Origin of the sequence: Pseudomonas sp. 2FG (genome assembly GCF_005502935.1) — a bacterium.
In the GTDB taxonomy this organism is placed as follows: Bacteria; Pseudomonadota; Gammaproteobacteria; order Pseudomonadales; family Pseudomonadaceae; genus Aquipseudomonas.
In genome coordinates this window covers 47067-59892 of sequence record NZ_SCMP01000010.1, presented here as the reverse complement: position 1 = coordinate 59892, position 12826 = coordinate 47067, and the positions used below count along the sequence as shown (strand labels likewise).

15 protein-coding genes are annotated in these 12826 nt (G+C 63.9%); 12 read left to right on the top strand and 3 right to left on the bottom strand.

What is annotated here, in order from left to right:
* Positions 1–9: 9 nt before the first annotated feature.
* The gene (gene pilT / locus FFS13_RS11935) at positions 10–1044 is read right to left on the bottom strand and encodes a type IV pilus twitching motility protein PilT (protein WP_137819310.1); all 1035 of its coding nucleotides are present in this window, start codon (positions 1042–1044) and stop codon (positions 10–12) included.
* A gap of 57 nt (positions 1045–1101) precedes the next feature.
* On the opposite strand from pilT, the gene FFS13_RS11930 reads away from it, so the two are divergent.
* The 12 genes from FFS13_RS11930 (at position 1102) to FFS13_RS11875 (ending at position 10451) form a co-directional block, all read left to right on the top strand.
* A complete protein-coding gene (locus tag FFS13_RS11930) occupies positions 1102–1788 on the top strand; it encodes a YggS family pyridoxal phosphate-dependent enzyme (protein WP_137819309.1) in 687 nt (228 codons plus the stop codon).
* Between the two features lie 31 nt (positions 1789–1819).
* Positions 1820–2638, top strand: coding sequence for a pyrroline-5-carboxylate reductase (gene proC / locus FFS13_RS11925; RefSeq protein WP_137819308.1), 819 nt, complete (start codon positions 1820–1822; stop codon positions 2636–2638).
* A gap of 9 nt (positions 2639–2647) precedes the next feature.
* Positions 2648–3241 carry a YggT family protein gene (locus FFS13_RS11920; RefSeq protein ID WP_137819307.1) on the top strand — a complete coding sequence of 198 codons (594 nt, stop codon included), beginning with the start codon at positions 2648–2650 and terminating at the stop codon, positions 3239–3241.
* Position 3242: 1 nt separating this feature from the next.
* The gene (locus FFS13_RS11915) at positions 3243–3545 is read left to right on the top strand and encodes a DUF167 domain-containing protein (protein ID WP_137819306.1); all 303 of its coding nucleotides are present in this window, start codon (positions 3243–3245) and stop codon (positions 3543–3545) included.
* 158 nt (positions 3546–3703) lie between these two features.
* Complete coding sequence (locus tag FFS13_RS11910) at positions 3704–5686, top strand: dynamin-like GTPase family protein (RefSeq protein WP_137819305.1); 1983 nt, start codon at positions 3704–3706, stop codon at positions 5684–5686.
* A 138-nt stretch (positions 5687–5824) separates the two neighbouring features.
* Entirely contained in the window at positions 5825–6964 is a 1140-nt protein-coding gene (locus tag FFS13_RS11905) for a homoserine O-acetyltransferase (protein ID WP_137819304.1), read from the top strand.
* Positions 6965–6972: 8 nt separating this feature from the next.
* On the top strand, positions 6973–7593 hold the full coding sequence (gene metW / locus FFS13_RS11900) for a methionine biosynthesis protein MetW (RefSeq protein WP_137819303.1): 621 nt from the start codon (positions 6973–6975) through the stop codon (positions 7591–7593).
* Positions 7594–7635: 42 nt separating this feature from the next.
* Entirely contained in the window at positions 7636–8055 is a 420-nt protein-coding gene (locus FFS13_RS11895) for a DUF4426 domain-containing protein (RefSeq protein WP_137819302.1), read from the top strand.
* Entirely contained in the window at positions 8052–8648 is a 597-nt protein-coding gene (gene rdgB / locus FFS13_RS11890; RefSeq protein ID WP_137819301.1) for an RdgB/HAM1 family non-canonical purine NTP pyrophosphatase, read from the top strand. Before FFS13_RS11895 ends, rdgB begins: the two co-directional genes overlap by 4 nt.
* Positions 8645–9835, top strand: a complete 1191-nt coding sequence (hemW, locus tag FFS13_RS11885) for a radical SAM family heme chaperone HemW (RefSeq protein ID WP_137819300.1) — start codon at positions 8645–8647, stop codon at positions 9833–9835. Before rdgB ends, hemW begins: the two co-directional genes overlap by 4 nt.
* Before the next feature lie 18 nt (positions 9836–9853).
* Positions 9854–10177, top strand: a complete 324-nt coding sequence (locus FFS13_RS11880; RefSeq protein ID WP_137819299.1) for a DUF3392 domain-containing protein — start codon at positions 9854–9856, stop codon at positions 10175–10177.
* A gap of 19 nt (positions 10178–10196) precedes the next feature.
* Positions 10197–10451, top strand: a complete 255-nt coding sequence (locus FFS13_RS11875; RefSeq protein ID WP_137819298.1) for a hypothetical protein — start codon at positions 10197–10199, stop codon at positions 10449–10451.
* A gap of 69 nt (positions 10452–10520) precedes the next feature.
* Here the strand turns inward: FFS13_RS11875 and FFS13_RS11865 are convergent, their stop codons facing one another.
* Both FFS13_RS11865 and trmB read right to left on the bottom strand, forming a co-directional pair.
* Positions 10521–11864 carry a DUF1329 domain-containing protein gene (locus FFS13_RS11865; RefSeq protein ID WP_137819297.1) on the bottom strand — a complete coding sequence of 448 codons (1344 nt, stop codon included), beginning with the start codon at positions 11862–11864 and terminating at the stop codon, positions 10521–10523.
* Between the two features lie 254 nt (positions 11865–12118).
* Positions 12119–12790, bottom strand: a complete 672-nt coding sequence (gene trmB / locus FFS13_RS11860) for a tRNA (guanosine(46)-N7)-methyltransferase TrmB (protein WP_218568617.1) — start codon at positions 12788–12790, stop codon at positions 12119–12121.
* Between the last annotated feature and the right edge of the window lie 36 nt (positions 12791–12826).

Here is a 12826-nt window from a genome sequence, read left to right as displayed (position 1 = left end):
GGATACGGATCAGAAATTTTCTGGGGTCTTGGATTTTTCCCGGGCGTTATCGCGGGTGATCAAGCCCTTGGCCACCAGGCCCTTGAGGCAGGAGTCGAGGGTCTGCATGCCCAGCGAACCACCGGTCTGGATCGCCGAATACATCTGCGCGACCTTGTCTTCGCGGATCAGGTTACGGATCGCCGGGGTGCCGATCATGATCTCGTGGGCGGCCACTCGACCACCGCCGACCTTCTTGATCAGGGTTTGCGAGATCACCGACTGCAGCGACTCGGACAGCATGGAGCGGACCATGGACTTCTCTTCCGCCGGGAATACGTCGACCACCCGGTCGATGGTCTTGGCCGCCGAGGTGGTGTGCAGGGTGCCGAACACCAGGTGCCCGGTTTCCGCGGCGGTCAGCGCCAAACGGATGGTTTCCAGGTCGCGCATCTCACCGACCAGGATGATGTCCGGGTCTTCCCGCAGCGCCGAACGCAGCGCTTCGGAGAAGCCGAGGGTATCGCGATGCACTTCCCGTTGGTTGATCAGGCACTTTTTCGACTCGTGAACGAATTCGATCGGGTCTTCAACGGTGAGAATATGGTGATATTTGGTGCTGTTCAGATAATCGAGCATCGCCGCCAGCGTGGTCGACTTGCCCGAACCGGTCGGCCCGGTGACCAACACCAGGCCACGCGGCACATCGGAAATCTTCTTGAAGATCTCGCCCATGCCCAGGTCTTCCATGGACAGCACCTTGGACGGAATGGTCCGAAATACCGCACCGGCACCGCGGTTCTGGTTGAAGGCGTTGACCCGGAAGCGCGCGACACCTGGGACTTCGAAGGAGAAGTCGGTCTCGAGAAACTCCTCGAAATCCTTACGCTGCTTGTCATTCATGATGTCGTAGATCAGCGCATGCACCTGCTTATGATCCAGAGCGGGTAAATTGATTCGCCGCACATCGCCGTCGACCCGAATCATCGGCGGCAAACCAGCAGAGAGGTGCAGGTCTGAAGCGCCTTGCTTGGCGCTGAAGGCAAGCAGCTCGGTGATATCCATGGAACTCCCTAAAGACAAAGGTAGAATGCCGCAGACCCTAGGCGGCTGGCGCAGGTAATGTCCACGATAGCAGAGAATATTGCAAAGGTCGGTGAGCGTATCCGTGAGGCGGCGCAAGCCTCGCAGCGCGATTACGCGGCGATCGGCCTATTGGCCGTGAGTAAAACCAAACCGGCGCAAGCCATCCGTGAAGCCTGCGCGGCGGGCTTGCATGACTTTGGTGAAAACTACCTGCAGGAGGCCCTGAGCAAGCAGGCCGAGCTGAGCGATTTGCCCTTGATTTGGCATTTCATCGGCCCCATTCAGTCGAATAAGACCAAGGCCATCGCCGAGCATTTCAGCTGGGTACATTCGGTCGACCGACTGAAGATCGCGCAACGCCTGTCTGAACAGCGTCCGCCACAGCTACCGCCACTGAATATCTGCTTGCAGGTCAATGTCAGCGGCGAGGCAAGCAAATCCGGCTGTGCTCCCGAGGATTTACCGGTGCTAGCGGCCGCGGTCGCGCAGTTGCCACGGCTGAAACTCCGCGGACTGATGGCCATTCCCGAACCGACCGAGGATCTCGCCGCGCAGCATGCGGCCTTCGCCCAAGTACGAGCGCTGCAGGCCAGCCTGAACCTGGAACTCGACACCCTCTCCATGGGCATGAGCCACGATCTGGAAGCCGCGATTGCCGAGGGCGCCAGCTGGGTACGGATTGGCACGGCCCTGTTTGGCGCCCGCGACTACAGCCGCCGATGACTCGGCCCGCTCTTAATAAAGGAAGCGTTTTATGAGCAACACCCGCATTGCTTTTATCGGCGCCGGCAACATGGCCGCCAGCCTGATCGGCGGCCTGCGCGCCCAAGGCATGGAGGCCGCGCGCATTCGTGCCAGCGACCCAGGCGCCGAGCAGCGCGCCAAGATTACCGCCGAGCACGGCATCGAAGTCGTTGCCGATAACGCCGAGGCCATCCAGGGCGCCGACGTGATAGTCCTGGCCGTCAAGCCGCAAGCCATGAAAGCCGTCTGCCAGGCCCTGGCGCCGAGCCTGAGCGGCACGCAATTGATTGTCTCCATCGCCGCCGGCATCACCTGCGCCAGCCTGCAGAACTGGTTGGGTGCCCAGCCAATCGTGCGCTGCATGCCGAACACCCCGGCATTGTTGCGCCAAGGCGTTAGCGGCCTGTACGCCAACGCCCAGGTGTCCGCCGCGCAGCGCCAGCAGGCCGAGCAACTGCTCGCGGCGGTCGGAGTGGCGCTGTGGCTGGACGAGGAACAGCTGCTCGACGCGGTGACCGCCGTCTCCGGCAGCGGCCCGGCGTATTTCTTCCTGCTGATCGAGGCGATGACTGCGGCCGGCGAGAAGCTCGGCCTGCCGCGCGCCACGGCCGCCCAGCTGACCCTGCAAACGGCGCTGGGCGCTGCGCGTATGGCCGTCGGCAGCGAGGTCGAGGCCGCCGAGTTGCGCCGCCGCGTCACCTCGCCCGCCGGCACGACCGAGGCGGCGATCAAGACGTTCCAGGCCGGCGGCTTCGAGGCCCTGGTCGAACAGGCACTCACCGCCGCCGCACGGCGTTCCGCCGAGCTGGCCGAACAACTGGGTCAATAGGAGCCATTAATGTCCGGATTCATCGAAGCCCTCATCTACATCATCCAGACGCTCGGCAGCCTGTACCTGCTGATCGTGCTGTTGCGCTTCATCCTGCAACTGGTGCGCGCCGACTTCTATAACCCGCTCAGCCAGTTCATCGTGCGCGCCACCCAGCCACTGCTCAAGCCACTGCGGCGGATCATTCCGGGCTTCGGCGGGCTGGATATGGCCTCGCTGGTGCTGGCGATCCTGGTGCAGTTGCTGCTGCTGATCGTCACCCTGGTCCTGATGGGTTACGGCATCGGCGACTATCTGCTGCAGTTGCTGGTCTGGTCGGTCATCAGCGTCACCTCGCTGCTCCTCAAGGTGTTCTTCTTCGCCCTAATCGTCAGCGTGATCCTCTCCTGGGTCGCCCAAGGCAGCCACAATCCGGGCGCCCAGCTGGTCAATCAGATCTGCGAGCCGATGCTGATGCCGATCCGGCGCATCCTGCCGAGCATGGGCGGCCTGGATATCTCGCCGATCTTCGCCTTTATCGCATTGAACCTGATCGACCGCTTCGTCCTCGGCAAGCTGGCGATCGCCACCGGCATGCCGCCGATCCTCAGCCCCTTCCTCTGAGATGCCGTTCTACCGCTGGGATGGCGATGACCTGATCCTCGATTGCCACTTGCAGCCCAAGGCCAGTTGCGACGAGTTCGCCGGGCTGCATGGCGAGCGGTTGAAGATTCGCCTCACCGCCCCGCCGGTGGAAGGCAAGGCCAATGCGCACTTGCTGGCCTTTCTCGCCAGCGCCTTCGGCGTCGCCAAGCGCCAGGTCCGCCTGGAAAGTGGCGAGCTGAACCGGCACAAGCGCGTGCGCATCCACAACCCCAAGCGCCTCCCGCCCGAGCTCGGGCTGACCGACCTTAAGACGGGCCGCTGAGCCCGCCTGATTGACGCGCGCGCCACGACCCGCATAATGCACCGCAGTGGCCAGCTGCCACATGCCTTGCGTTCGGCGCAAGCGAGGATGCCGCTCGGCCGATCTGTACTGATCTTCCTCAATGACCCGCAGGATGCGTTGCCGAAAGGAGAGCACGGATGAGCATGGAACGTCTCAGTCAACAGGTGAGCGCTTACGTCACCTGGAAGCGCGAGTTGATGCGCGAGATCACCCGCTATCGCAGTTGGCTGGCTACTAACCGCCTCAGCTCCGAGGCCGTGGAGGCCAAGCTCGAGGGCGCACTGCGCCTGCTGCGCACCGACCACATCACCCTGGCCTTTATCGGCGAGTTCTCCCGCGGCAAGACCGAGCTGATCAACAGCCTGTTCTTCTCCGAATACGGCCAGCGCATGCTGCCCTCGCACGCCGGGCGCACCACCATGTGCCCGACCGAGCTGTTCTTCGATCCGCGCTCGGAACGCTCCTATATTCGTCTGCTGCCGATCGAAACGCGCCTGGCCGAGGCCAGCATCGCCCAGTTCAAGCGCATTCCCCGGCATTGGGTGAACATCCCGCTGGATATCAGCGATCCCGACAATATGGTGCAGGCCTTCACCCAAGTCGCGAAGACCAAACCCATGCCGGTGGAACAGGCGATTCAGCTGGGCTTCCACCCGGACATGCTGGAAAGCGCCGGCAAGCCCGACCAGGTGTTGGTGCCCGCCTGGCGCCACGCCATCGTCAACTTCGACCACCCGCTGCTGCGCCAAGGCCTGCGCATCCTCGACACCCCCGGCTTGAACGCCCTCGGCAGCGAACCCGAGCTGACCCTGTCGATGCTGCCCAGCGCCCAGGCGATCATCTTCCTGCTGTCCGCCGATACCGGGGTGACCGCCAGCGACATGGCCGTCTGGCAGACGCACATCCGCCAGCTCGACGAGGACACCCCAACCCGCCTGTTCGCCGTGCTGAACAAGATCGACGTGCTGTGGGACGACCTGGCCGGCGACACCTTCGTGCACAATGCCATCCAGCAGATCCAGGCGGCGACCGCCAAACAGCTCGGCATCGCCCGCGCGGACGTGCTGCCGCTGTCGGCCAAACAGGCCCTGCTGGCCAAAGTGCGCAAGGATCAGCCACTGCTCACACGCAGCCAGATCGGCGACCTGGAAAACCTGCTGTGCGAGCGCATCGTCGCGCAGAAGGAGCGCCTGCTCGAAGAGCGCGTGGTCAATCAGGTGCTGGCCCTGCTGCAAAACAGCCAGCACCTGCTCAATCTGCGCCTGGGAAAAGTCCGCGAGCAACACAGCCTGCTGGCCAACCACCAGCAGGACAACGGCCAGCTGCTGTTCGAGCTGACCGCCAAGACCAAGGACGATCACAGCCAGCACCATCGGCGCCTGCTCGGACTGAAGACCAACCAGCGCCTGCTCAAGCGCCAGGGCGATCTGCTGCGTGCCGCGGCGCGCCCCGAGCGCCTGGAGGAACATCTGCTCAAGGTGCGCAAGAACCTCACCGGCAGTTGGACCACCCTCGGCATCAACCAGGCCATTCTGCATTTCTTCCGTTCGATAGAGAGCGACCTGCAGAACCTCGGGCAAGAAGCCGAGATGGCCAACAAGATGGTCGCCGCCATCTACCGCCGGCACAACGAAGAGAATCCGCTGCACGGGGTGGACGCGCCGCAGTTCAACGTCAAACGCTACCTGCGCGAACTGCAGCAACAGCAGGACAAGGCCGATCAGTTCCGCCTGCACCTGAAGACCCTGCTGACCGAGCAACGCAGCCTGACCCGACGCTTCTTCGCCACCCAGGTGCAGGAAGTCATCGGCCTGCACCAACGCCTGCGCCAGGAGACCGAGCAATGGGCCAGCGATGCGCTGATGCCCCTGATGCAGCACACCCTGGAGCACAAGCAACTGCTGGAAACCCATATGCTGCGGCTCAAGGCGCTGGCCCAAGACACCCAGCAGGCACGCCTGCGCGGCCAGCACATGCAGCGCTATACCCAGGAGCTGGAACAGCAGTTGAGTCAGGCCAACGAGATGCTGCGCACCTTTCGCCGCCCCGCACCGATCCAGCGCCTGGGCAAGGTGGTCACGCTGCCGCTCGCCAGCCGCCAGCACAGCACGGTCGATTGAACCCGAAGCAGCCCTTAGAACCTGTTCAAGATCGTCGCTAGGCTTGGTATTTCAAGGCCTTGCCCCATCGCCCCGTGCGCTTGCCGCCTGGGGCGGTGCTCTTTAGACTGACGCCTCCTTTCAGCGAGAGCAGGGTCGATGCCCACCGCCTTTCCCGCAGACTCCGTCGGTCTGATCACGCCCCAGGTCGCGCACTTTGCCGAGCCGCTGGCGCTGGCCTGTGGCCGCAGCCTGGCCGACTACCAGTTGGTCTACGAGACCTACGGCGAACTAAACGCTGCGCGCAGCAACGCGGTGCTGATCTGCCACGCCCTCTCCGGTCACCATCATGCCGCCGGCTACCACAGCCTGGACGAGCGCAAACCCGGCTGGTGGGACAGCTGTATCGGCCCCGGCAAGGTCATCGACACCCGCAGATTCTTCGTCGTCAGCCTGAACAACCTCGGCGGCTGCAACGGCTCGACCGGCCCCTCCAGCCTCAACCCGGCCAGCGGCAAGCCTTACGGCGCGGACTTCCCGGTGCTGACCGTGGAGGACTGGGTGCACAGCCAGGCGCTGCTGGCCGACCGCCTGGGTATCGGGCAATGGGCCGCGGTGGTCGGCGGCAGCCTCGGCGGCATGCAGGCCCTGCAATGGGCCATCAGCTACCCCGAGCGGATTCGCCACTGCCTGGCGATCGCTTCGGCGCCGAAACTCTCGGCGCAGAACATCGCCTTCAACGAAGTGGCGCGTCAGGCGATCCTCTCCGATCCGGAGTTCCACGGCGGGCACTTCCAGGAACAGGGCGTGATCCCCAGGCGCGGGCTGATGCTGGCGCGCATGGTCGGCCACATCACCTACCTGTCGGATGACGCCATGGGCGAGAAATTCGGCCGCGGCCTGAAGAGCGAGAAACTCAACTACGACTTCCACAGCGTGGAATTCCAGGTGGAAAGCTACCTGCGCTACCAAGGCGAGGAGTTTTCCGGGCGCTTCGACGCCAACACCTACCTGCTGATGACCAAGGCGCTGGACTACTTCGACCCGGCGGCGGCCCATGACGGCGACCTGGCCAAGACCCTGGCAGGCGTCAAGGCCGATTTCTGCGTGATCTCCTTCACCACCGACTGGCGCTTCTCGCCGGCGCGTTCGCGCGAAATCGTCGACGCGCTGATGGCCGCGCGCAAGAACGTCTGCTACCTGGAAGTCGACGCGCCGCAAGGGCATGACGCCTTCCTCATGCCGATTGCGCGCTACCTGCACGCCTTCGGCAGTTACATGAACCGCATCAGCATCTAAGGATTCCCGTGAGAGCCGATCTGGACATCATCCAAGACTGGATACCCGCCGGCAGCCGGGTGCTCGACCTCGGTTGCGGCGACGGCGAGCTGCTCGCCTGGCTGCGTGACCACAAGCAGGTCAGCGGCTATGGCCTGGAAATCGACCCGGAGAATATCGCCGAGTGCGTGCGCAAGGGCATCAACGTCATCGAGCAGGATCTGGACAAGGGCCTCGGCAACTTCGCCAGCAACAGCTTCGATGTGGTGGTGATGACCCAGGCCCTGCAGGCCGTGCAATACCCGGACAAGATCCTCGAAGAGATGCTGCGGGTCGGCCGCCAGTGCATCATCACCTTCCCCAACTTTGGCCACTGGCGTTGCCGTTGGTACCTGGCCAGCAAAGGCCGGATGCCGGTTTCCGAGTTCCTGCCGTACACCTGGTACAACACGCCGAACATCCACTTCTGCACCTTCCAGGACTTCGAGGCGCTGTGCCGCGAACGCAAGGTGCGCGTGCTCGACCGCCGGGCGGTGGATCACCAGCACAGGCACGGCTGGACCAGCCGGGTTTGGCCTAATCTATTAGGTGAGATCGGCATCTATCGCGTCAGCGGCCCCGGCATGGTGGATCAGCGCAGCGCCGTTTAACTGCCTGCCGCCTCGAGGCCCATAAGTTTAAGGAGAGCCATCATGCGTCGTTTCGCTCTATTCATTCTCGCCCTGTGCCTGGCCCTGCCCGCCGCCGCCGAACGCAAGCAAAGCTTCGGTGACCTGGATGTGCATTACAGCGCCTTCAACTCCGGCTTCCTGCAGCCCGACATCGCGGCGGCGGCCGGCCTGACCCGCAGCAAGACCCTGGGGGTGCTCAATATCGCCGTGCTGAAAGCCGGCAAGGCCAGCACCGCCAAGGTCAGCGGCGAGGTCAAGGATTTGCTCGGCGTGGCTCGTACCCTGACCTTCAAGCAGGTCAATGAAAGCGGCGCCATCTACTACCTGGCGCAGTTTCCCTTCGAGCAACAGGAAGTGCTGCGCTTCAGCGTCAAGGTGCAAGCCGGCGACGGCGCGATCAACAGCCTCGATTTCAGCCAAGAGTTCTTCCCCGACGAATGATGCCTTTCACCCAACTAGTGCTGGCCAGCCACAACGCCGGCAAACTCAAAGAACTCCAGGCCCTCCTCGGGGACGCCATCCGCGTGCGCTCGGTGGGCGAGTTCAGCAGCCTGGAACCGCAAGAGACCGGCCTGTCGTTCATCGAGAACGCCATTCTCAAAGCCCGTAACGCCGCCCGCGTCTCCGGCCTGCCGGCACTGGCCGACGATTCGGGCCTGGCGGTGGATGCCCTCGGCGGTGCCCCTGGCATCCACTCGGCCCGCTATGCCGAGGGTCAAGGCGATGCGGCGAACAACGCCAAGCTGCTGGCCAGCCTGCGAGGCGTGCCGCCAGCCGAGCGCGGCGCGCAGTTCGTCTGCGCCCTGGCGCTGGTGCGGCATGCCGATGACCCGCTGCCGATCATCTGCGAAGGCCTCTGGCACGGGCGCATCCTGGAAGAGGCGCGTGGCGAACAGGGCTTCGGTTACGACCCGCTGTTCTGGGTGCCCGAGCGCGACTGCTCCAGCGCCGAACTCTCTCCCGTCGAGAAGAACCAACTGAGCCACCGCGCCCGCGCCATGGCGCTGCTGCGTCAGCGTCTGGGACTGGCATGAGCGAGCGTGGGCTGATCGTCCCTCCGCGTTCGGCCGAGGGCGCAGGGTTGTTGCAATTGCCGCCGCTGGCCCTCTACATCCACATCCCCTGGTGCGTGCGCAAATGCCCGTATTGCGACTTCAACTCCCATGCCGCCAGCCCCGAGCTGCCGGAAACGGCCTATGTCGATGCGCTGCTGGCCGATCTCGAGCAGGATCTGCAGCACGTCCACGGCCGTGAGCTGAGCTCGATCTTCTTCGGTGGTGGCACCCCCAGCCTGTTCAGCGCTGGGGCCCTGGGGCGCTTGCTCGACGGGGTCGAACAGCGGATCAAGTTCGCCCGCGCTATCGAGATCACCCTGGAGGCCAATCCCGGCACCTTCGAACAAGCCAAATTCCGCGCCTACCACCAGCTCGGCATCAACCGCCTGTCGATCGGCGTACAGAGTTTCCAGGAAGCCAAACTCAAAGCGCTGGGGCGCATCCACGACGGCGCTGAAGCGATCCGCGCGGCAGACATGGCGCGCAATGCCGGCTTCGACAACTTCAACCTGGACCTGATGCACGGCCTGCCCGAGCAATCCCTCGACGACGCCCTCGCCGACCTGCGCCAGGCCATCGACCTGGCGCCGACCCACCTGTCCTGGTACCAACTGACCCTGGAACCGAACACGGTGTTCTGGAACCAGCCACCGACGCTGCCGGAAGACGACACCCTGTGGGATATCCAGGAGGCCGGCCAGGCGCTGCTGGCCGCGCACGGTTATGCGCAGTACGAGGTCTCCGCCTACGCGCGCGATGGCCTGCGCGCGCGGCACAACCTGAATTACTGGAGCTTCGGTGACTTCCTCGGCATCGGCGCCGGCGCGCACGCCAAACTGAGCAGCCCGAACGGGCAGATCGTCCGCGCCTGGAAAACCCGCCTGCCGAAGGATTACCTAGACCCGAGCAAAGCCTTCCAGGCGGGCGAGCGGATACTCGGCCGCGCGGAGCTGCCCTTCGAGTTTTTGATGAATGTGCTGCGCCTCACGGACGGCGTGGCGGCCGAGCTATTCACGCAGCGCACCGGCCTGCCGCTGGCGGAACTGGCCGGCGCGCGCCGCGAAGCCGAAGCCCGCGGCCTACTCCTGGCCGACCCCACACGCTTAGTCGCAACCCGTGAAGGGCAGCTGTTTCTTAACGACCTCCTGCAACACTTTCTGCCCTGAGCGGGCTAAGGACACCGGATGGATTTGCTACTCGACCTGATTGCCACCTTGTCGCGCTGGAGCCGCGGACATCTGTACGACATCGCCCTGGCCATCATGGCCACCCTGCTGGTGCTGTTCGGCCCGGGGATCAACGCCTGGGTGCAGCAACGCATAGGTGGGCTGAATTTCATCTTCCGCACCCTGCTGTTCGTGCTGATCTGCGCGCTCGGTTATGGCCTGGCGATGGTGTTTCTCACGCCCTGGCTGGCCAAAGGGCTGGGGCATTTCAATAACTACAGCCTGGCGCCGGTACTGCTACTAGTCTTCTTCCTGATCGGCGTGATCGCGGATCGCAACTAGGCCGCCAGGAGGAAGACCCATGAAGCCACTCAAGCATCTCTACCTGCACTTTCAGGACGGCCAGCGCCTGATCCTGCGCTTCCCGCAACAAAGTGACGACCCCGGCAGCATCGCCCGCAACCTACGCAAGCAGTTGGAGTCGCCGTTCCTCAGCATCCAGGTGGATGGCGATCTGCTGCTCATCCCGCGGGAAAGCATCAAGTACCTGCAAGTCTGCCCCGCCCCCGCAGCCCTGCCGGAGCCGACCATCATCGGCGCCGAACTGGTCGACTAAGACCCTATAGCCCAAACCCTCGGCCATAACCGCCTCGAGGGGCGGTTTGTTCATCCGGCCGGCGTGGCCTCAGTTACCTTCGCGGCGCAGCGCCTGCGGGGTGAAGTCGCCCGGGCTGAGCGGCGCGTGGAAGTCGTACATCGGCTCGTTGTTATCCAGGCCATCGGCGAAATAACGGCGGCCCTGGAAGTCGTAGATGGTCTCCAGGGTGCTGCCAAACATCGGCACGTCGTAATAGCTGATCGGATGACTCTCTTGCAGACCAATCAGCTCGCCGTTCTTGTCGTAGAGGTCGACCGCAAGGATCTGCCAGCTGTCCTCATCCAGGTAGAAGCGGCGCTTGGCGTAAGGGTGGCTGAAACCCGTGCGTAGAGCCGCCTCGACCACCCAGACGCGGTGCAACTCGTAACGCAGCAGCTCGGGGTTGACGCTCTTGGCTTGCAGAATGCTCGCGTAGGGAATGCCTTTCTGGTGCACCGCGTAGCTGTTATAGGGCACCAACAGTTCCTGCTTGCCGAGCAGTTGCCAGTCGTAGCGATCCGGCGCGCCGTTGTAGGAGTCGACCATGTCGGCGGTGGCCATGCCATTGGTATCCGGCTGCAGGCTATCGAACGCCAGCATGGGCAGACGCCGCACGCGCCGCTCACCCCGGTTAAAGCGCCAGGCCTTACGGATCGATAGCACCTGATCGAGGGTTTCCTGCACCACCAGGGCCGAACCCGACAGCTTGGCCGGGGCGATCACCTTGTACTTGTAGAAGAACAGGGTGTTATCCAGATCCTTCGGGCTGACGCCCTCGCGACCATAACGGAAGTAGACGTCGCGCTCGAGCTTGAGCAGGTTGTAACCACCGCTGGAGAGTACCGCCGCCTGATTGGTGACGAAGTGAATCTGCTCGCCGCGGTAACGCATGATGTGGTTCCAGATGGCTTCCTGCCCCGTTTGCGGCAGCGGGAAGGGAACCCCGGCGGCAACGCCCTGCACGCCGTTGCCACCCGAAATCAGCTCGGCGTTAAGCGCATTGAGACGCGTGGCGTCATAGATGCGTTGCGGCGCCGCCGCACTGCGGCGAGTGGGGAATACCCGCAGGAAGTAGTCGGGGTCGGTCTCCAGCAGCGTCTTCAGCCCCAGCGGCAACAGCGCCTGGTATTGGCCGAGGTTCTTGCTGTTGACCACATATTGCACGGCATCGCCGGCATAGGGATCGGGATGGTGCATGCCGGTCTGGTAGCCGGCGATGGGTTGCGCCAAACCACCCGCCCAGGCCGGGATAGTGCCCGCGGCATTACCGCCACGCTCACCGCCCAGCGGGGTGAGATCGCCATTCAGGCGACTGGCCTGGACAGCATCGACCTTGGCTTGCGCCTGCAGCGCAAAAACCGTCAGCAGCAGAACTGCAATACTTCTCAACACAGCTTTCTCCTCGCAGCGCAGCAAAACCACGCCGTTTTTTATTTATCTGGCCAGTCTAGACCGAGCCTTGTCGTTGCCGTTTGGTGCGGTGAGGAGCCGTCCTGGCGCCGGCTGCTGCCGGTCTTTTTTAATATCCCTGCGCCGCCGAGCGGCCAGTGCTGCGCTATTGCCGGTCACGCCAAGAGCAGCCCTGGCGCTGCCGCCAAAGCCATTCGAGGTGCAAATCCCTAGAGAAATAACCGCGCGCGATCGACTCAGTCGATGCGCTGAAACTTCAGATCCCAGACCCCGTGGCCGAGGCGTTCGCCACGCCGCTCGAACTTGGTGGTCGGGCGCTCTGGCGGACGCGGTACGCAACCGCCGTCTTGCGCCTGGTTGCGATAACCCGGCGCCGCCTGCAGGACCTCCAGCATGTACTCGGCATAGGGCTGCCAGTCGGTGGCCATATGCAGCACACCGCCGACTTTCAGCTTCTGCCGCACCAACTGGGCGAACTCCGGCTGCACGATGCGACGCTTATGGTGGCGCGACTTGTGCCACGGGTCGGGAAAGAACAGCAGCAGGCGATCCAGGCTGGCATCGGCGATGCAGTTGCGCAGCACCTCCAGGGCATCGCACTGATAGACGCGCACGTTGCTCAGGTTCTGCGTCAGCAAACCATTGAGCAGCGCCCCGACGCCCGGCCGGTGCACCTCGACGCCGATGAAGTCCTGCTCCGGCACGGCGGCGGCCATCTCCAACAGCGAATGGCCCATGCCGAAGCCGATCTCGAAAGTCCGCGGCGCGCTACGGCCGAAGAGCGCATCGAAATCCGCCGCCCCGGCCGTCAGCTCCAGGCCAAACCGCGGCAGGCCCTGGTCGAGGCCGCGTTGTTGGCCGTCCGTCATCCGCCCGGCGCGCATGACAAAACTCTTGATGGTGCGCAGATGGCGCTCTTCGTCGGCCGGGGCGGACGGCTGTTG